This window comes from Roseinatronobacter ekhonensis, from assembly GCF_900499075.1.
GTDB classification, from domain to species: Bacteria; Pseudomonadota; Alphaproteobacteria; order Rhodobacterales; family Rhodobacteraceae; genus Roseinatronobacter; species Roseinatronobacter ekhonensis.
In genome coordinates this window covers 1-18,449 of record NZ_UIHC01000049.1, presented here as the reverse complement: position 1 = coordinate 18,449, position 18,449 = coordinate 1, and the positions used below count along the sequence as shown (strand labels likewise).

The following is an 18,449-nucleotide window of genomic DNA, read 5'->3' as shown; positions in this document are numbered from 1 at the left end:
CTTCGGTGGCATCGATACACTCAGGCGAGCGTGGGTTCGGCGGCAATTCTGGGAGGAGGTGTCGCCGAACCGGGCGCCAGGATGAATTCCTTCAGCGCGGACTTCACTGGACTCCAAGCTGGATTCCAGCTGGACTCCGGAGTCCAGGGTATCCACCCCGGAGTCCACCTTACAAGCCACTGTTATTGCGTGGTTATTTCCGGTTTTAGGGGTGGACTCCACGCGGGGTGGACTCCCAAAAAAACGGCCCTGTCGCTGGCGAAATTGCGCGCTTCGCCCGCCAGCATACGAATATCGCCCGGAAGGAACCAAGAATTCAATGAGTTAGCCGACTGGACCCCGGCTGGACCCCTCGGTGGACCCCGGAAGCCAGCGGCGCGGGCCGTCCCGCGCGCGCCTCTCCCGAGTATATCCAATTTGTAGCCCTCGACCCCGGCATGGTGAACCCCTTCCGATGTCTCTCCGAAAATTCCGTCACAGGACGATTTTTCTTGACAGGTTGTTCGCGTTCTTGACCACGAAGCGCTGCGACCGCTTCGAAGGTGGCATGCGTCCATTAAGCCGCCAGGTGATCAGCGCGACCCCGTATTGCCAATGGCGGTTGGCCGCCGGGCGACTGATGCCCATCTCCCAGCAGATCGGCTTCCACGGCGTGCGTTCGGCACGCAGCCAGACGATCCGGGCATCATCCCGCTCGAGCCAGCGGAGCCAGAGCATCGCTTCCTCGGCTTCGGTGATCTGGCGCGGTCCTGGTCGGGGCCGAAGCATCTGCGGCTCCTGACCGACCTTGTCCGCGAAGCTATGGAAATACTCGGGCCAGGCGTTGAAAAAACCCAGCGGCCTGACGCCGGGCAAGGTGCGGAAGACGTCGGCGGCGCTCTCGAGCCGATCCTCGACCCGTGTGGTTGTCCACTCACCCATGGCGCATCTCCCGTTCCCGTTTGCCGTAGAGACGCTCGCCCAGCTGGCGGCGCGGCTCCCGCTCCGGCCAGGTCAGCCGATGGTCGTCGAGCATGACGGCAAACAGGCCCTCTTCATTCCAGCCATCACGCTTGACCTGCTCGGTGTCACGTCGATGACCGCCATAACCCTTGGGCGTGAAGCGCATGCCCATCATGCCAGCCCTCCCCGCGTCTCCAAGGCCCACAGCAGGATTGCGATGGCATCGGCTTCGTTGTCGTCGGCCGGGCTGAAGCCGCGCGCCCGGGCGGCATCGATCATGGCCTGCTTGGGTGCGTTGCCTTTTCCGGTGGCATGTTTCTTGATCGAGCCGACTGGGACGCCCTGATACGGGATGCCCCGCAACTCGCCCCAGCTGGTCAAAACAGCCAGCAGCCCTCCAAAGACGTGGGCTGCATCGGTGCCGACATGGCGGCGGACTTCTTCGAAATAGATCGCTGCAATCGGTCCAGACAGCCGGTCGATCTCGGTCAGCCAGTTGGTGAAGCGCAGATAGCGCATGCCACCGCCGTCGTAACGGCTTGGCTTGAAGCTGACGGTGCCACTGGTGATCAGGCCATCAAAGCCACGGGTGGCCCAGCCGGTGGTGGTGCCGAGGTCGAGGGCAAGTACTGTCTTTGCGCGGCCGACGGCCTCAGGCAGTGGATCGGTCCAGATGTAGTCTTGTGCGTTCATTTTGAAGGCTCACGAATTCGAGTGGGCCTTCGGCTTTGGTCACCGTGAAAATACCCGGCCAGACAGGGGCAAACAAGAAAAACCGCCACCCAGGGCAAATTTTTTCAGCCTTGGCGATTTGTCCCAACCTCCCGGGTTTGTCCCAACCCCCACCAGAGGTTGGGACGGGTTTTTTAATGTCAGTATCAATGTGTTATGGACTTTCGTCCCAACCTATCCTCGTCCCAACCTCTGCCTTACCTTTTTCATATAGCGTGTGTATTGGCCCGGTCTTTCAGGGCCTACATACAAAGTAAGCAAAAAGGTTGGGACGAAAGGAGGGAGGTTGGGACGACGTTGTTTTTAAATGCAGAATTCTTGTCCCAACCCCCTGTCGAGGTTGGGACGAGGTTGGGACAAAACCGGGGGTTGGGACAAACAAAAAGGGCGCGAGGCTATTCACCGCGCACCCTTTCATGATGTCCGTCGCTGCGTCAGCGCCGGTATCGCCACTCACGCACCGTCTGTTCGCCGTCCACCGTGTATGTCCGATGTCTCTCCCAGCCGTTCTTTTTCAGGTAACCCGACACCCGCATCTGATCGACGCGTGACCACCGCGCCGGCTCGATGCCGATGGCCTCTTCGAGGATTTCTCCGACCGAGACATCCCGCAAAGGTTCGTATCGGGGAACGCTTTCACGCCGCGGCGGATCCAAGGATGAGAAGTTGTCACCGACAAAGCGGAGTTCGTGGCTCAGCCAATGTTCGATCAACCCATCCCAAGCATCGGACTGATAGCGCTTGTCCTGCTCGGCGCGCGCGGCGTTCAGCAGATCCTTGTCCTCAAGCCACCAGATTGCCCCGGCTTTGAACCGTGCCACGGCCTCAGCCCAGAGTTGGTCGCGGTCCCGGCTCAGCCCTTCAATGTCAATGTCGCCGCAGCGGATCGGCCAGAAACGCCGGTTCCCGGTCTCATCCCGCAGGTAGGTGTCCGGGTTGACCGTGCCCGCGAAGACGCATTGGCGTTTGATCTCGACGGTGTGGCGGCCATAGGGCGGCCTGAACCGGTCGGTGGTGCGCGTGAGGAACGCTTTGATGCGCGAGACCTCTGCCCGGCCGATTGCATCGAGTTCCGCGATTTCGACGATCCAGACCCCCTGCATGTGGATGGCGGCATCCTTTGAGCCAAGGTCGGGCAGTTCATCCGTGAACCAGTCCTCGCCTGCCAGGATCTTCAGCGCGGTCGATTTGCGCGCGCCCTGTTCGCCCTCGAGGATCAACATGTGGTCGGCTTTGACGCCGGGGCGGTAGATGCGCGCGACCGCCGAAATCAGCCACAGGCTTCCCATGGCATGGGTCAGGTCTGTCGGCTCGGCCCCGAGATATTGGCTGGTCCAGCGTTCAAGCCGCGGGGTGCCGTCCCAAGTTAATGTGTCGAGATAGGCGCGCACCGGGTGAATGCGGGTCTCGCGTGCGACAGCGCCAACCGAACGGCCAACGACAAGCGGCGCGACGTTTACTTCGCGGTGTTGCAGCCATTCGGCCAGGCGGATGTCATCGCTATCCTCCCAAGGGCGGGGATAATTCGCCTCGGCGTCATCCCAAGGTGCCGGGCGCAGCATGACCACCTCCTGTCGGAATTCATCGAAGGCAATCGTGCCAGCGAAGGCTGGATCCGAGCTCAATGCCATGATGACATTGGCTTCATTGCGCTCAGGCGTGCCCGAGAGATCAAGCCGCAATCGGTTTGCCCAAGCGGGCCGAACGGCGGGTTTCATCAGGTCGCCGGTGCTGTTCAGCCTGCGGCGCAAGACCCCAAGCTGCTTGTCGAGGATGGACATCGCAATGCCCGTGCGGGCTTTGACAAGCGACAGGACATGCCTCTCCTCCATCGGCTCAAGGCGCGCCTTGACGATGCGGCCCAGAAGTTTGCCGAGTGCGGTAAGATCAGGAGGGTTGGTCAGCGCCTCGGTCGCAGCGGCAAGGTTATCAGCTGCGTGCTCAGGCGAGGATACTGATGCCGCAGTTGCAACCTCAGACGCTCCCGGGACTGCTGCTGTTATCACCGCGTCATAATCCGCCTGCGTTACCCGCTTCAGCAGATCGTCGTTGAAATCATCGCCATTCAACGGGACCACGATGCGGTTCGGAATATCCGCCATATTCAGCCGATCCGACAGCGTCGCGGCGGCCTGCCGTCCAGCATCGCCAGCGTCTGCATAGATCGTAACCTGCCGCATGCCCTCGGGCCATTTAAACCTTGCCAGGCCGTCGGCCGAAAGGGCGGCCCAGACCGGGATGCCGAAGATCGCCTGCGCAGCCAGCGCCGTCTCAATGCCCTCCGCGATCCCGAGATGGCCATCGTCCGGCATCGGGAACAGGCGCACGGCGGCATCGGCGATGGAGCCCAGCATCTTCTTTCCAGCGGGCGATTTGCCGCTGCCATCCTCGAGCAGGAATGTACGATGAATACCGCCGACAGCTTCGCCGCTTGCGAGGCGCGGCACTGCGACCATTCCGGGCCAGCCACAGCGGCTTTCGTAATCGGTCAGATCAGGATGATAGAACAAATCCGGTGACGCGGGATCCTTGAGCTGGCGGGCCGCGAGGTAGGTCTCGGCCGGACTGCCTGCGACAGGTGCGCACTCATCAAGGATGCGGCGAATTTCCAAGCTGTGATCTGGGCGCGACGGCGAGGCCTGTCGGGGTTGCACGGCGAAGTCGCGCTCCATATGGGCAAGTCGCGCCGCCTCGTCGAAAAGCCGCCCGTCGCTCATCCCGGTGGCCTGGTAGATCATGTCAATCGGCCCGGCGCGTTCGCCCGTGGCAAAATCGAAGCCCCAGCCGGCATAGGGACCATCGAGATGGATGATGCAGGAGCCTTCTCCTCGCGCCCGACGCCCAGAGAGATCCGCGCAGCGCAAGGCGCGTCGGTCCTGCGTCAGCCGTGCCTCGGGAAAGAGCCCGGGCAACCAGTCACGGGCCGTGTCCGCGAGCCGGACCTTGATAGCACTCAGGTCATGGCGGGCGGGCGGTGCCCAGACGTCGTTCAGGTCGATCATGGGACACCTCAGGCCAGCAGAACAAGACCGCGCTCGGCGCGGGTGATGGCGGTGTAAAGCCAGCGGCGGCGGTCGAGATCGCTGCGTCCGAGGCCGTCATCCCAGACGATCACGTTCTCCCATTGCGACCCTTGCGCCTTGTGCGCCGTGATGGCCCAGCCAAAGGTTGCTTCCGTCAGGTGCTTTTTTTCCTTCCAATCCCGGTCATGGCGACTGTGATCGAACGCAACATGATCTTCGAAATGCCCCTTGTAGATGCGCAAGCGGCCCGGCCCGCCATTGTGGCCTACAGAGCCGACGCGCCGCCCATCCTCATCTGTGACACACGCCGAGAAATAAAGACTGCCCTCGTCGACAACATCCTCGAGCGTCAGGAACATGCCGTTGATCAACCCGAGGTCATTCTGGTTCTTCAGGCAGATGATCTTTTCGGGCGCCCCTGTCGGCAAGACGCCAGTCGCGAGCCCCGCAGCCCCGCGCATGGCGTTGTTGAGCTGAAGCCGTGTGGCGTTCATACCGCAGATCAGCTGGCCGCCGCGCAACGCCTGATCGGGTGTGATGTCGCCCTTGTGCATCTTGGCGACATGCGCGTCATAGCTGCCAAAGCCGATCGGCTGGCCCTCGCGCGCCATGGTGGCCAGGCGGATGATCGCGCTTTCCGCCGCCTGGCGGTGGATTTCCGTCAACATGATATCCGGCGCGACATTGGTGAACGCACCCGCGCCCTTGATCGGCGGCAACTGCCCCGGATCGCCCAGAACCAGAATGGGCTTTTTGAAGCTCATCAGATCGCGCGCCATGTCTTCGCCCACCATCGAGACCTCGTCGAGCACGATCAGCCTTGCATCTGCCGCATCGCTCTGCGGGTTGAGCGCAAAGCGTGGCTTCTTCATCGCCGAAAGCGCTTGCCGCATGGCCTCGATCCCGGCTTCCGCCGCAGTGCGGTCAAACCCGGTCAGGGTCCGGATGCTCATCTCGCCCTCGAGAACCTTTTTCGCAGCGGCCGCTATTTCCTCTTCCGTCGCTTCGGTCACCGAATAGATCAGGCTGTGAATGGTCCGCGCGGGCGTGCCTTTGCGGGTCAGAACCAGCGCGGCCTTGCCGGTGAAGGTGGCCGTGACGACGCCGGGCACGCAGCTATCGTCACGCGCGCTGCGGTGGGCTGAGAGCCCCAGCTCGTCGAGGGCATACTTCAGGACGGTGGACTTCCCGCTCCCGGCATAGCCGAAAAGGCGAAATACCTGCTGGTCATGGGTCCGGGTCTCAAACCAGGCCCTGACCTCGCGGACGGCCGCAGCCTGCTGGGCTGATGGCGTGAACGTCGTCATGCAGCGCGTCCTTTTACGATGTAATCCTTGACCACCCCGCCGAGCGCGGGATCGCCGATCTGACATTGGCGCACAAAGACGCGGCGGCCGTCAGCGAGATGGCGCCAATGGCCACGCCGAATGTGCCAGCGCGGGCTGGCATGCGTGCCGCCAAGAGGCTGTTGTCTGGCCCGTGCACGGTCAAGATCGATTGTGATCTGGTGCCAGGTCCATCCGCGCACGCCCGCCTTGGCGTATTTGCCACGCAGCGCAGGCATGACCTTGCGTTCCCTTGCCTCCCCGGCGTGTGCCAGGATCGACAGCGCCCTCCAGACAATGCCCGTCGCAACCTCTCCATATTTCTGGACGTCTTCTTCACTGAGGTCTGGGTGTAGAATGTTTTCTGCCAGTCCGGGCCGCTCGAAAATGGCGTGGCACAGGCAGTCCGTCCATTTTCGATGACAACGGTCCTTGAGGACGAAGGCAGCCTCCACCCGATCATCGAACTGGCGCGCATAGACCAATAACGATGATCTTGCCGGGCCATGGTCCCGGACTTCAAAGATCACGGCCGGGTGCGGGAGCCGCAGTGGACCTGTCATGATGCGCGATCGCAATGCGGCCACCTCGTCGCTGTCAAATGCCGCCTGATCGGCAAAGTAATAGACTGGCGCGCTCTCCATGCCCTCAAAGAGAAACCCGAACATCGACATCTTCCGGAACCGGGATACCAGCCTTTTGAATTCGTAAGCTTGCGGGATCATGCGCGGCCCCTCCAACATGTCTGCGCCCACGCGCAGGGCGGATGCCAATGACCGGCCGCCATGCCGCCCTTGCAGACAACGGAGGTCGGCTCCGCGACCTCGCGTGGCAGCCATTCCTGCGCGTCGGACGCCTGCACCACCGACACCGCGCGATCACTCATCCGCTGGGCCAGCGCCGCGTCGAACGGCAAGAGTTCTGCGTAGATTTCCTGCGTGTCGCGGTTCAGCGCGGTGAAAAGCGCCGGGTTTGGCAGGTCCAGATAGGCCTGATAGAGCGCGATTTGCGCCGCGTAGACGGGCTTGGACACGGCGACACCGCGCTTGACGGTATCCTTCCAGCTTGGTGCCCCGAGGGCTTTCGTCTCCCAGAGCGCGGGATAATCCATGGCAACGGGTCCATCGACAAGGCAGCCATCAATGTGCCCCTTGAAGCGCCCATTCAACGCAGTGAAACCAAACTGGCGGCCATCGGCGCGTTCCGTGCGCAGATCGAATCCCGCAAGCCGCAGCCAACTGGCCACCATATCCTCGCCACGATGCCCCGCTTCAAAGATCCGCAGCGTTTTCGGTGCGAACTCCTGCCCTTCATCCTTTGGCACCGCCAGAAAATCATACTGGATCTGGCGCAGGCAGGCCCGCCCGAGCCCGGAAGAGCTGACATAGCTGCGCGGGCGCTCGGCGCCGTTGCGGGCTTTCAAACCGCAATCTATCGCGTCAGCCAGTGCTCCGGTGATGTCGGGGATCATCTGCGGCGGCGCATATTGCACGCCTGAGCCATGGTTCAAGTCAATCATGATACACCTCAAAATGGAATCTCGTCTTCAGGCAGGTGGCCCTCAGGTTGATGCTGCGCGCCTTGCGTCTGCATGCTGCCGATGTAGCCAGTGACGGCCGCCTCGATGAGTTGGTCGATCTCGGCGGCGGTGCGGTCAAAGAAGGGTGCCATCAGGCCAAGCTCGGTCAGCGCTTCGGCAAAATCCTTGCGGGCATCACGAATGGCCTTGGCCTCACGGGTGGTTTTATCAATCATTCCGTTGTTCCTCTGGGCAAGGTCCGCGCCGATGTCCTGACACCGGCGCGAACAGAATTTGTAGGACGGGAACAGCGTCCACTGCAGGCGCAGGCAGAAGCCGAAGCCCAAAGATTCACGACTACAGATCGCACAGGCAATGCTCAGCCCATCAGCAGGTTCTCGAGATCCTCGTGCTGCCCCGGCGCGTCCCTGATCTTGTGCGAGGCCAGAACGACGAAGCGGCTGATGGCCAATGATGCCATGGCGTCTAGATCGGCCAGCCTGAGGCTTGCGATAGGCCGATCCAGTCTTCCACGGGCCTCGAGCCATTTGCCGATCTCCTTTGCCGCCTCGCGCGTCACATGCGCCTGCCACTCATCCGGCGTCATGGCGTCAGCTGTTCAGCCAGGCGGGCGCACCACCCGGGGTCGGTGCTGCGGTGCTGGACGGAGATTGCGCTGCAGGTGGCTGAGGGGAGGCGGACCAACCCGTCTGCGCGGGCGTCTGGGCATTCCAGGCCGGTGGCGTCTGGGCGGCAGATTTCCGCGGCGGCGCGTTCACTGGCTCCGCTGCCACAACCTCTCCGCGCATGATTGCTGGGTAGGCAGGCTCATTGGGCAAGACGACATTGGCCAGTTTGTTACTGTCGCGGTAGTTCGGGTTGTCCGATGCTTCCACCATGATGCGCGCAGCGAAGGTGATCCCGTCGAGCTGCTTCAGCCCCCCGATCACCCGCTTCTCTCGCGCGGCCTGACTGAGATCATCAGGCTTGAGGCCGACCGCGCTGTCGATCATCGCCCGAAAGGCGCTTTTCGAGATGTTCCAGCCCTTGGACTGGCCCTTTTCGTCCACCTTGCCGCCCGCCACGGTGAAGTTCTGCCAGAACTTGCGCCGTGCAAACGGCCCCTCGACGACGGTGAACTCGCAGTCCAGCATCTTGGCGTCGCTGTGCGGCGACGCCTTCAAAAGCCCCGCATCCATGTCGCTGCCTCCGTTCGCGCCGCCGGGGCGAAGCTTCATCATCACCTTGGCGAAGGTGCCGTCCGGGATCAGTTCTCCCATCGGGGCCATTTGCGGCGCGGCGTCGTTCAGATCGTAATTCATGTCTCTTGTCCTCTCGTTGATCAGGTGGGGTTGGTGATATTGGTGGGAGCGATCGGCGCACTGCGCCCATCAATCTTGGCCAGCAAGGCGGCCAGATCAGGCGGCTCGGTCATGTCGAGGCGACCAGAGCGGTCCTTGGCTGGCAGGCCCCAGGGATTGCCCGATTTGCAGACCAGGCGGCGTTCTGTGGACTTTTCGTCGAGGGACCATGCCCCATCGGCGTCTTTACCAAAGAGCTGCATCGAGAGGACCTGGTCGACGATACCGGGAAGTTCGCGGCCGGCTTTCGAGCCTTCCATCTGCGGCACCCAGGATGACGCCCCGAACTCGTCGGTTACCTTCTCCAGCACACCGACGAAGATCACGGTCTTGCCGCGCGCATGCTGGAGGTGTTTCAGCGCCTGAATGACCTCGCGGCCCAAGAGCCCGTAGGCACCGCGCACATCCGGTTTGCCGGTGCGCTCCGAGAAGGCCTCGGCCTGCTGCTTGGCATAGGCCATGGCCTGGCGCGTCAGATCGGTGATCGAGTCGACGAAGATGATCGATCGGCCCTTGAGGAAGGCTTCAAGTCCGCTGTCGGCATATTTCGCCTGCACATGCGCGTGATAACCCGCGCCATAGTAGCTATCTGGATGCTGCGCCGGATCAGGCCCGCCAATCAGGATCACGAGGTCGCGGAAATCGTCGAAGCTGCGGATCGGAATGCTGGGACCGCGCCAGTCCTGAACGGATTTCATCCCAGCTTCGAGATCGAAGCAGACGGCCTCATCCTCGGGCAGCGATTTGATCAGCGTGGTTTTGCCAACGCCGGGCGGGCCGAAGACCGCCAGAGATGTCTTGTTCTCGGTGGCCGACAATCGCTCGTCTGCCGTGATTATGCGTAATGCCATAAGGCTCTCCTTGGTTTGAAAGAAACGATCAACAACGGCGGGGGATGACCGGGCGCCGAAGGGGTGCCTGCCCAGCCTTGCGGTCAGGGCGTCCCCGCCGCCGTGTTCAGGAAGGATTTACGACCTCGAGACGGAAGCTCGGTTTGCCGCTACCAACCGTTCGTGCGGGCTCAAAACCGGCACGGATGGCCTCGGGCCAGGCGGTGTATTTGCGCTCAGGCACCTTGTAGGTGATGTCGACATACTGGGCGGGATCGTCCTCGGCATCGCGGATACGCGTGACCATGGCGGACAACCGATCCTGATCCCAATCCACCCGTTTCGGAAGATCAGCGACCACGGTGAAATCACCATCGTCGAACCGGACCGTACCGGTGTCCTTGGCCTGAGCCTGCCGTTCCTCGGCAGCGCGGGTGGCGTAGCGGATGACCAACCCGGCATCGAAGCGAGTCTTTGCCGCCTTGTCACGCTTCAGGCGCTCGTCAACATCGTGTTGGAGGATCGCCAGCAATTCGACCGGCAGCGCGGCGATCTCGGCCACGCTCAGGGATGGCAAATCGTCAGGCGTGGGTGTGTTCTCGGGAAACGGCATGTGGGGATCTCCGTGATTGGCAAACTGGGATTGAAAAGGCGTCATCACGCGGCAGCCCTGCCAAGCGGACCAGTGGCGTCGCAGGGCTGCCCTTGTTCTGCGAGCAGCAGCTCGGAAAGGGAGACAGCGGCGGCCTTGGGCTTGGGCCGGGCGACGGCGATATATGCGAACTGGTCGGGGCCCACGCGCTCCTGGACGAGATGCACGAGGCCCAGTTCGGCGGCCCAGAACGCGCGGGACCCGAGAAGCGCAAGACGCTTGCGGTCCGGGTCGGCCAGCTTCGAGATCACCGGGAAGGCGTCAAGCACCAGAAAGCCACGATGGTATTCCAGCCGGTCGCCGGGAGTGGCCTGCGCCACCCAGGCGCAGAACTCGATCTCGGAAAGCGGTCGTTTGGCGCGGACCGTGATAAAGGGTGTAGTTGCCATGAACATGATCTCCTCCTTTCCCATCTACTCAGGCCGCCGCGACATCGTCCCAGACGGGCCGCTGACGCAGGGAGGTGGAGTCGGGGCGCCCCCCCGGGGAACGGCTGTAAGCCTGCGTCCCTCACCGGGTCCGACCCGGTCGACTGCCGCGCTGATGGCCTTCGCGCGCTGCAACTGGCTCTCTTCGAACGCTTCAACCTCGCCGCGCCGGTAGAGCACGCGTCCGCCTAGCTTGAGAAAGGCCGGTCCCTGGCCCGCGTAGCGCCAGCGTTCCAGCGTCCGGTGCGACAGGCCCCAGCGCCGGGCCAGCTCCTTCTGGTTCAGGCAATGCTTCTGCATCGTCAGTGTCTCCTCTTCATCGTCGTTGAGGAGATCATGCGAAATTCAGTTGGGGGATGTCGTGGGGAGCAGCGGGGGATGCGGAGGGGGATTTGTCGGGCTTTGCAGGATAGGGCTTTGGGTGGACCACGGACGGGCTAATCCCCCTCCATCCCCCACCCATCCCCTTCGCCATCCCCCAGCGGCGGTGGGCGGGGTGCAACTCAATCGAGGTTGAGTCGGTATCCGCCGCGGCGATCCGAACGGATCAGGTGCCGCCAGTTCGTCTGGGACTTGAACACATCGGCCATACGCAGGCTCTTTGATCCGGCCCGTGACAGGACGGCTTTGCCGCTCTGCCATGGCTCGCCTGCAAGTGCGGCGTCATGCAATGCGCGGATCACCTCTGCCTGGATCGGCCCAAGCTTGAAGCGGCTGCCGTTGCAGCGGATTTCCTGGTAATCGGCCGAGACAATGAACGTGGGCTCCTCAATCGGTGAACCGTCAGCCGTAAACCCGTTGGCGATCTCGACGCGGTCCCGCTCTTCACGCCTTATGAGAAGATCGCCGATCATGACCAACACTGGCTCGACGTCGCCGCAGAGCCTTGCATAGTCGGCTCGCGGGGTTCGGAAGCTGTTCACGTTGATTTCGCCGCAGCGAAAAAGCTGGAATGCGTCGCGGGCATGAAGGTCGAGCAACCCGCTGTAGTGGCTCTGCTCCCACGGCACCGGGCATCGCTGTCCATCCCCGTTATCCTCGTAATCGCCGAATTCCATCGGCATCCCGAAGACCCGGACCGAGAGACGCAATCTGTCGTTCTCAGCGAGGTAAACGACGTCCGCCTCCGAGACCCGCCAGCGATCAAGAACCTCGGGGAGCGTGAAATATACCTTGTCGATACGCACGCACGTCCCCTCGAATCCGGATGTTAGATGTTTATCCTTTGTTCTAATCCCTTGACGCAGTCGGATCAATCCTATTTTATCCTATTGTATCCACAGCCCCTTGGGGAAAACATGACCGCGCATCACACCCTCGCCGACCGTCTCCGCGCCCGCGCCGACCAGCTCGGCCTCAGCCCAGCCCATGTCGCCGAGATGGCTGGTGTGAACCGGTCCTTCGTCTACGACATCCTGCGTGGCCGGTCGACCCGGCCAGGCATCGAAAAACTTCGTGAGGTCGCAGCAGTCCTGAAGGTGGACCGTGACTGGCTGATCCACGGGATCGGCGACGTGGACGGTACGCCACCCTTCATCGACAATCCCGATGAGGCCTTTGTGGCGATTGCGCATGCCAGCCCGCGCCCCTCGATGGGCGGTGGCGCGGTAGTGGTCGAGGACCGCGACACGCCTGGGCGCGCCTATCACTTCCGCCGTTCCTGGATCAAACACAGCCTGAAGGCCAACCCAGCGCAACTGCGCATCATGCATGTCGACGGCGACAGCATGGCACCAACGCTGCTGAGCGGCGATGCGGTGTTGGTCGACATGACCCGCAAGACGCCAAACCCGCCCGGGATCTTTGTGCTTGATGACGGGATGGGGCTGGTGGCCAAGCGCCTTGAGCATCTTCCCGGCAGCGAACCTCCAGCCGTGCGGGTGATTTCCGACAACCCCCTCTATAGCCCCTATGAACGCACCGTCGATGAGATCAACATCGTTGGCCGCATCCGCTGGTTTGCACGGGAGATATGAAAAGTGAGCCATGTCATCATTCGCGGTAATAATGGCCGCCGCCATGAAATCGACTTTGATAATGCTGAAATCACAGTTGAAGTTTACGCCAACGAAGAAAACGTAGAGTTGGTGATCGAGGCGCTGGATGAGGGCCATCCTTCGGAAAAGAAGAGATTTGCTTTGGTCAATATTCCGAGACCTGCCTTTGACAAAGCAATGGCGGAAATGGCGCGATCCAAGGGCACAGCCCTCAAAGCAGTCGATTGACAAACAACGCTCCAGAAACCGAGGTTCTGGCGGGCCTAGTTGAAAGGGTGACGTTCCACAGCCAAGAGTCCGGCTTCTGCGTGCTGCGTGTTAAGGCACGCGGGCACCGCGACCTGATCACCACGGTCGGTCATGCGGCGATGATTTCGGCAGGGGAATGGGTCACGGCGCCCGGTGAATGGATCAATGACCGCACCCATGGTCTGCAATTCCGCGCCCGTTTCCTGAAGACCTCTGCGCCAACTTCGCCCGCTTCACACGCTTCGATGATGAGCCCATCCTGAGCAATTGGGACGTGTTCCTGAACGTCCTTAACGTTGAGACCGAGGGCGGCGCGACAGCTGCACACCTGCGAAAGGTTCTTTTCGGAAAGCCCCATCCGGGCGCTCATTTCGACGATGTGCTCAGCAGCCTCTACATACAGGTCAGGGCAATCGCGTTTGGAAATCCGAGCACTGAGAGGGTGAACATTGCGCGAACTTTTCATCTCTCTCGCCGCGTTCGTGGTCAGGATTCGATCGCTTTTGATCCCGCCTGGGCGGGACGATCCCAAACGCGATTCCCCTGACATACAGGTGCTTCGGCCGCTCTGCTGGACCGGACTGCTTCACCAACAGCGCGGCGCAGACAGCTTCCGGACAGACGACGTAGTATTCGCGAAAACGCCCCTCTGGAAATCGTCGCTGAGGCTGGAAACGGACAGGATGGTGGCGAGCCCGACGAGGCATTGACGCATGAGCCCGGACTTCGCTCTTCTTTCTTTTTCAGGGGAGCGGCCGACCGTCAGGCGGCCTTGCGATTGAGACCCCAAACAGACCAATTCAAAGCCAATGCAACACTTACCCAGATCAAATAGGGCACAAGGAGCACACCTGAAATTGTGTCATGACTCCAGAATGCGACCATGGTCACCGCGACAGCAGCCCACAGCGTCGCGATGATCACGCCACCCGTGGCCATCTTGCGCAGACCGAAGAAGACACCGGACCATAAGGACGCTATCGAAATCTGGACGGCCCAGAACGCAATGGCTTGGCTGGTCCCGGGAAGGCTGGCAACCCGTGCCGCCGCCAGCGACATGGTCACGTAAAGAAATGCCCAGACAACCGGGAACAGCCAGTTTGGCGGCGTCCATGAGGGTTTTGAAAGGTCGCGATACCACTCACCGGGCCGAAAGAGCATTCCCGCTGCGGCCGGAGCGATGCAGGCAGCCAGGAAAGTGAAGAACAACAGCCAATTCATTAAACCGAACCTGTACGACAGCAGGGTAATTAGCAAGCGTCTTGGATTCGTCTCCAGACCAACCGTTGGCCACGAACCCCGCAAAATATTTTTGCGAGTTTACAACGATGCGTTTGACGCCGCGTCCCACCCTGACCGCACGCTTACGCAGGCTTACTATAGCCCATTGAATCTAATTGTTTTTGCAGGTCGTGCGGGTAAGCGTCTCCCCATGCAAAACGCAATCCACAGAAGTGTGCGGGGCTCGAACCCGCTACCGCCCGATCAGATGACACCGGCGGAACGCCGCGCGGAAATGTGCGGGCTGCTGGCACTTGGGCTGGTCCGGTTGCGGATGCGTGATAGGAGCGAAGTATCTGACGAAAATGGAGAAAGTTTCCTACACTCTCCGGACGACCAATGGCGTCATGCAACTCCAACTCACCGGAGGAACGCATGACAAAACCCGATCCCATCCCCGCGCGCCTGACCGCGCTCAAGACCACCTCCACGCCAGACCTGAAGCAGCAATGGCGCGAATTGTTCGACAGCGAACCGCCGCCGTTCAATCGTCGCTACTTGGAAAGCCGACTGGCCTATCGCATTCAGGAATTGGTCTATGGCGGGCTCAAGCCGGACACGGTGAAACGGCTCGAAGCCCTCGGCGAGCAGTTAGACGGCGGCGACCGCAACAAAAGCCGCATCCGCGCGGATCGCGACCGTCCCATCACCGGCACGCGGCTGCTGCGCGAGTGGCAGGGCACCGAGCAGATCGTCACGGTTACCGCCGACGGGTTCGAATGGCAGGGACGGCCTTACAAGTCCCTGTCGGCCATTGCCCGTGCCATCACCGGCACAAGATGGAACGGGTGGGTGTTCTTTGGGCTGAAAAACCACCGGAGATCGACATGACCGAGAAGATCATCCGCAAGCTGCGTTGCGCCGTCTATACCCGGAAATCCTCCGAGGAAGGGCTCGAGCAAGAATTCAACTCGCTCCACGCCCAGCGCGAGGCTTGCGAGGCGTATATCGCCAGCCAGCGCTCGGAGGGCTGGGTGCTGGTCCGCGACCAATATGACGATGGCGGCATCTCCGGCGGCACGCTGGAACGCCCCGGGTTGAGGCGGCTGCTGGAAGACATTGAGGACGGGCTGGTCGACGTGGTCATCGTCTACAAGATCGACCGTCTGTCGCGCTCGCTGATGGATTTTTCCAAGCTGGTCGAGGTGTTCGACCGCAACGATGTCACCTTCGTCTCCGTCACCCAATCGTTCAATACCACCACCTCCATGGGGCGGCTGACGCTGAACATCCTGCTCAGCTTCGCCCAATTTGAACGCGAGGTGACCGGAGAACGGATCAGGGACAAGATCGCCGCCTCACGCCGAAAGGGCATGTGGATGGGCGGCGTGCCCCCGTTGGGATATGTAGTGCAAGATCGCAAACTGGTCATCAAGGAGACCGATGCCACCAATGTGCGTTGGATCTTCGCCCGGTTCGTTGAGATCGGCTCTGGCACGGAACTGGCCCGGGAATTGGCCGCTCGGGGCGTCCAGACCAGCCGTGGCAACCGGATCGACAAGAAATACCTGTATCGCCTGCTTAACAACCGCGCCTACATCGGCGAAGCAGTCCACAAGGGCGACAGCTATCCCGGCGAACACGATGCCATCATCGACCGCGCGGTTTGGGACAAGGTTCACGCGATCCTGACCGAAAGCCCCCGCAAGCGCGCCGCGCGCACCCGCGCCGACACACCCGCGCTGCTCAAGGGGCTGCTCTACGGCCCCGATGGGGCGGCCTTTTCGCCGACCCACACGCGCAAGGGCGGCAAGCTCTACCGCTACTATGTCAGCCAGACGATCCTGAAACACGGCGCAGGATCATGCCCGTTGGGCCGGGTCCCTGCGGGCGAGATCGAAGCAGCGGTTATCTACCAACTCCGCGCAGTCTTCCGCCAGCCCGAGATCGTGGCAGGCACATGGAAAGCCGCACGCGCGCAGGACGGCGAGATCACCGAGGCTGACGCCCGTAATGCCCTGATCCGCCTCGACCCGCTCTGGGAGGAACTGTTCCCGGCCGAACAGGCACGCATCGTGGCGCTGCTGGTCGAGCGGATCGACATCGGCACCGAGGGCTTGGATGTTCGCCTCCGCATGGACGGTCTAACCGGGCTGGCGCACGAAATGAGGACTGACCTCGGAACGGCGGCATGACCCGCGCGAAGGCAATACCCGACACCGTGACTGTGCACATCCCGTTCCGCTTCGTGAAACGAGGCGGCCGCAAGGAAATGCAGCTGCCGGATGGGGCAGCCAGCCAATGCAAGATGGACAACACGTTGGTCAAAGCGCTGGCGCGGGGATTTCGCTGGAAGCGGATGCTGGAGTCCGGCGAGTTCGCATCGATATCTGAGGTGGCCCGTTCCGAGGGCATCGCATTCACCTACATGGCAAGGGTATTGCGGCTTTCGCTGCTTTCGCCAGAGGTCGTTGATGCCATCATGTCGGGCCAGCACCACTCGCACATTTCTTTGGCGAAGCTAATGGACCCATTCCCATTGAATTGGGCCGAGCAAGAAACGTTTTGGCTGTCTGAAAGACAAAACCCGGAATCCGAATAGACATCAACGTATCGAGAGACACGAGAAGCACGCCACGGCGGAATCGGGCGTGCAAAAGCCAAGGTCGCGCGATAGGGTCCCCGAAAACAAGACGTGAAAACAAGCCCTTTTCGCAAGTATCGGTGATCCGCCCATGTCCGACAGCCTGACCGACCTGATCCTCTCTCTGACGCCCGAAGACGGGTCCTCCATCGGCAATGGCGCGATGATGGTGCTTTTGCGCGAACATCTGCCGGGGTTGACGGACGAGGCGTATGCGGCCGCGCGCGATGAACTCGTGGATGGCGGCGTGCTGGCCAGGGGCCGGGGGCGCGGCGGGTCTATCTATCGGGCGGATGTAGCCGATCTGGAACTGACGGCGCCGGAGATGAAAGAACCCAAAGCCGCCACGACAGCGCGCAAGAAAACCACCCGCAAATCCGACGATCCGACGCAGGTGGTCAGCTATCGGCATGGCGAGACCCGGGTTAACAACCCCGAGGTCGGCATGGTCCACGCGGGCACCGATCCGGACGGGGACAAGACGACCTGGGCCTATGATCCACATCTGGACCCGGTGCTGAACTTCGACAGCGCGCGCGGCGGGATCGAAACGCTGATCGACGACGCCCTTGCCAGCGACGATCCCCAGCGGATGAAGGACGCGCTGGTGGAACTCAAGCGGCTTCAGCAGCCCTATCTAAACTGGACGGGCAAGGCGGAAAAGACCAGCTTCGACGTCGATACGGTCTCGCTCCACGTCCATGAACGGGTGGATCCGGCGACGATCCTGGCCAATGCGGCCAAGCGGCTGAAGGGCAAGGATGCGCCGAAGCAATGGCGACAGCCGGACCTGTTCGCGGCCCCATTCGAGAATCTGCCGCTGCGCCAGGCGCTGGATTTCTACCACCATGAAAAGGGCTGGTCGAACCGGTTGGTGGCGGGGGACAGCCTGTTGGTGATGAACTCGCTCCTGACCAAGGAGAGCATGGGCGGCAAGGTGCAGATGATCTATATCGACCCGCCCTATGGCATCAAATACGGGTCGAACTTTCAGCCCTTCACCAACAAGCGCGACGTGAAGGACCGGTCAGACGATGACCTGACGCAGGAACCCGAGATGATCAAGGCGTTCCGCGACACCTGGGAATTGGGCATCCATTCCTACCTCACCTATCTGCGCGACCGGCTGCTGATGGCGCGGGAACTTCTGAGCAACACTGGATCGGTGTTCGTGCAGATTTCCGAGGAAAACGTGCATCATATTCGAGAGTTGATGGATGAGATTTTTGGTTCAAAGAATTTTGTTTCGCAAATCTACTTCCGTAAAAAAACTATGCCTCTTGGCGCAAAATATCTCGAGGTCATGTACGACTACCTAATTTGGTACGGTAAAGATAAACCTCAGCTGAAATATGTTCAGCTTTACCAAGAACAGCACTTGGACAACGATGCGCATTGGGGGCACCTCTAAAAATTGCCCCAACCTTGGCGCTGCTGTATAACTGAGGCGGTGGACCAGCACAGGGAATGCAGCCATGGCGCAGATGGGTTTCTTTGATCTTTCAGATCGCTACGCGAGCCTGGAC

General features: G+C 61.4%; 25 protein-coding genes. 9 read left to right on the top strand and 16 right to left on the bottom strand.

Going from position 1 to position 18,449, the window contains the following annotated elements:
- Positions 1 to 474: 474 nt before the first annotated feature.
- The 15 genes from ROE7235_RS15965 to ROE7235_RS15895 all read right to left on the bottom strand — a co-directional run bounded on the left by ROE7235_RS15965 (position 475) and on the right by ROE7235_RS15895 (position 11,999).
- Positions 475 to 921, bottom strand: coding sequence for a DUF6362 family protein (locus tag ROE7235_RS15965; RefSeq protein WP_121096482.1), 447 nt, complete (start codon positions 919 to 921; stop codon positions 475 to 477).
- Positions 914 to 1,117, bottom strand: coding sequence for a hypothetical protein (locus ROE7235_RS15960; protein ID WP_370743852.1), 204 nt, complete (start codon positions 1,115 to 1,117; stop codon positions 914 to 916). The genes ROE7235_RS15965 and ROE7235_RS15960 overlap by 8 nt, the downstream gene beginning before the upstream one ends.
- Positions 1,114 to 1,635, bottom strand: coding sequence for a crossover junction endodeoxyribonuclease RuvC (locus ROE7235_RS15955; RefSeq protein WP_121096481.1), 522 nt, complete (start codon positions 1,633 to 1,635; stop codon positions 1,114 to 1,116). The genes ROE7235_RS15960 and ROE7235_RS15955 overlap by 4 nt, the downstream gene beginning before the upstream one ends.
- Before the next feature lie 473 nt (positions 1,636 to 2,108).
- Positions 2,109 to 4,676, bottom strand: a complete 2,568-nt coding sequence (locus ROE7235_RS15950; protein WP_121096480.1) for a VapE domain-containing protein — start codon at positions 4,674 to 4,676, stop codon at positions 2,109 to 2,111.
- An 8-nt stretch (positions 4,677 to 4,684) separates the two neighbouring features.
- Entirely contained in the window at positions 4,685 to 6,004 is a 1,320-nt protein-coding gene (locus ROE7235_RS15945) for an ATP-dependent DNA helicase (RefSeq protein WP_121096479.1), read from the bottom strand.
- Positions 6,001 to 6,747 (bottom strand): hypothetical protein, encoded by a 747-nt coding sequence (locus ROE7235_RS15940; protein WP_147434243.1) that lies wholly within the window; start codon positions 6,745 to 6,747, stop codon positions 6,001 to 6,003. Before ROE7235_RS15940 ends, ROE7235_RS15945 begins: the two co-directional genes overlap by 4 nt.
- Positions 6,744 to 7,541 carry a hypothetical protein gene (locus ROE7235_RS20675; protein ID WP_121096477.1) on the bottom strand — a complete coding sequence of 266 codons (798 nt, stop codon included), beginning with the start codon at positions 7,539 to 7,541 and terminating at the stop codon, positions 6,744 to 6,746. The genes ROE7235_RS15940 and ROE7235_RS20675 overlap by 4 nt, the downstream gene beginning before the upstream one ends.
- Before the next feature lie 8 nt (positions 7,542 to 7,549).
- Positions 7,550 to 7,777, bottom strand: coding sequence for a DUF6511 domain-containing protein (locus ROE7235_RS20220; protein WP_183073545.1), 228 nt, complete (start codon positions 7,775 to 7,777; stop codon positions 7,550 to 7,552).
- Between the two features lie 143 nt (positions 7,778 to 7,920).
- Entirely contained in the window at positions 7,921 to 8,148 is a 228-nt protein-coding gene (locus tag ROE7235_RS15925) for a hypothetical protein (RefSeq protein WP_121096476.1), read from the bottom strand.
- 4 nt (positions 8,149 to 8,152) lie between these two features.
- Positions 8,153 to 8,863, bottom strand: coding sequence for a hypothetical protein (locus tag ROE7235_RS15920; RefSeq protein WP_121096475.1), 711 nt, complete (start codon positions 8,861 to 8,863; stop codon positions 8,153 to 8,155).
- Positions 8,864 to 8,883: 20 nt separating this feature from the next.
- A complete protein-coding gene (locus tag ROE7235_RS15915; RefSeq protein WP_121096474.1) occupies positions 8,884 to 9,753 on the bottom strand; it encodes an ATP-binding protein in 870 nt (289 codons plus the stop codon).
- A 106-nt stretch (positions 9,754 to 9,859) separates the two neighbouring features.
- On the bottom strand, positions 9,860 to 10,345 hold the full coding sequence (locus ROE7235_RS15910) for a hypothetical protein (protein ID WP_121096473.1): 486 nt from the start codon (positions 10,343 to 10,345) through the stop codon (positions 9,860 to 9,862).
- 44 nt (positions 10,346 to 10,389) lie between these two features.
- On the bottom strand, positions 10,390 to 10,779 hold the full coding sequence (locus ROE7235_RS15905) for a hypothetical protein (protein ID WP_183073544.1): 390 nt from the start codon (positions 10,777 to 10,779) through the stop codon (positions 10,390 to 10,392).
- 18 nt (positions 10,780 to 10,797) lie between these two features.
- Positions 10,798 to 11,112: a helix-turn-helix transcriptional regulator gene (locus ROE7235_RS15900; RefSeq protein ID WP_121096472.1), complete on the bottom strand. Its 315-nt coding sequence runs from the start codon at positions 11,110 to 11,112 to the stop codon at positions 10,798 to 10,800.
- Between the two features lie 203 nt (positions 11,113 to 11,315).
- Positions 11,316 to 11,999: a hypothetical protein gene (locus tag ROE7235_RS15895; protein WP_183073546.1), complete on the bottom strand. Its 684-nt coding sequence runs from the start codon at positions 11,997 to 11,999 to the stop codon at positions 11,316 to 11,318.
- Between the two features lie 111 nt (positions 12,000 to 12,110).
- On the opposite strand from ROE7235_RS15895, the gene ROE7235_RS15890 reads away from it, so the two are divergent.
- Genes ROE7235_RS15890 through ROE7235_RS21130 form a run of 5 tightly spaced genes read left to right on the top strand, consistent with a single transcriptional unit; the run spans position 12,111 to position 13,768 of the window.
- Positions 12,111 to 12,788: a LexA family transcriptional regulator gene (locus ROE7235_RS15890; RefSeq protein WP_121096470.1), complete on the top strand. Its 678-nt coding sequence runs from the start codon at positions 12,111 to 12,113 to the stop codon at positions 12,786 to 12,788.
- A 3-nt stretch (positions 12,789 to 12,791) separates the two neighbouring features.
- Positions 12,792 to 13,037 (top strand): hypothetical protein, encoded by a 246-nt coding sequence (locus tag ROE7235_RS15885; RefSeq protein ID WP_121096469.1) that lies wholly within the window; start codon positions 12,792 to 12,794, stop codon positions 13,035 to 13,037.
- Complete coding sequence (locus tag ROE7235_RS15880) at positions 13,034 to 13,321, top strand: YrrC family ATP-dependent DNA helicase (protein WP_245963998.1); 288 nt, start codon at positions 13,034 to 13,036, stop codon at positions 13,319 to 13,321. The genes ROE7235_RS15885 and ROE7235_RS15880 overlap by 4 nt, the downstream gene beginning before the upstream one ends.
- A gap of 11 nt (positions 13,322 to 13,332) precedes the next feature.
- A complete protein-coding gene (locus tag ROE7235_RS21135; protein ID WP_121096468.1) occupies positions 13,333 to 13,605 on the top strand; it encodes a hypothetical protein in 273 nt (90 codons plus the stop codon).
- Positions 13,541 to 13,768, top strand: a complete 228-nt coding sequence (locus ROE7235_RS21130) for a hypothetical protein (RefSeq protein ID WP_503128426.1) — start codon at positions 13,541 to 13,543, stop codon at positions 13,766 to 13,768. The genes ROE7235_RS21135 and ROE7235_RS21130 overlap by 65 nt, the downstream gene beginning before the upstream one ends.
- Before the next feature lie 52 nt (positions 13,769 to 13,820).
- On the opposite strand, the gene tspO is transcribed toward ROE7235_RS21130, so the two are convergent.
- Positions 13,821 to 14,279, bottom strand: a complete 459-nt coding sequence (gene tspO / locus ROE7235_RS15870) for a tryptophan-rich sensory protein TspO (protein WP_121096467.1) — start codon at positions 14,277 to 14,279, stop codon at positions 13,821 to 13,823.
- Positions 14,280 to 14,714: 435 nt separating this feature from the next.
- Between tspO and ROE7235_RS15860 the strand changes: the two genes are divergently transcribed.
- The 4 genes from ROE7235_RS15860 (at position 14,715) to ROE7235_RS15845 (ending at position 18,334) form a co-directional block, all read left to right on the top strand.
- Positions 14,715 to 15,170: a DUF2924 domain-containing protein gene (locus tag ROE7235_RS15860; RefSeq protein ID WP_121096466.1), complete on the top strand. Its 456-nt coding sequence runs from the start codon at positions 14,715 to 14,717 to the stop codon at positions 15,168 to 15,170.
- A complete protein-coding gene (locus ROE7235_RS15855) occupies positions 15,167 to 16,474 on the top strand; it encodes a recombinase family protein (RefSeq protein ID WP_121096465.1) in 1,308 nt (435 codons plus the stop codon). Before ROE7235_RS15860 ends, ROE7235_RS15855 begins: the two co-directional genes overlap by 4 nt.
- Entirely contained in the window at positions 16,471 to 16,881 is a 411-nt protein-coding gene (locus tag ROE7235_RS15850) for a hypothetical protein (RefSeq protein WP_121096464.1), read from the top strand. The genes ROE7235_RS15855 and ROE7235_RS15850 overlap by 4 nt, the downstream gene beginning before the upstream one ends.
- A gap of 133 nt (positions 16,882 to 17,014) precedes the next feature.
- Complete coding sequence (locus ROE7235_RS15845; RefSeq protein ID WP_121096463.1) at positions 17,015 to 18,334, top strand: DNA methyltransferase; 1,320 nt, start codon at positions 17,015 to 17,017, stop codon at positions 18,332 to 18,334.
- The last annotated feature ends 115 nt before the right edge of the window (positions 18,335 to 18,449 follow it).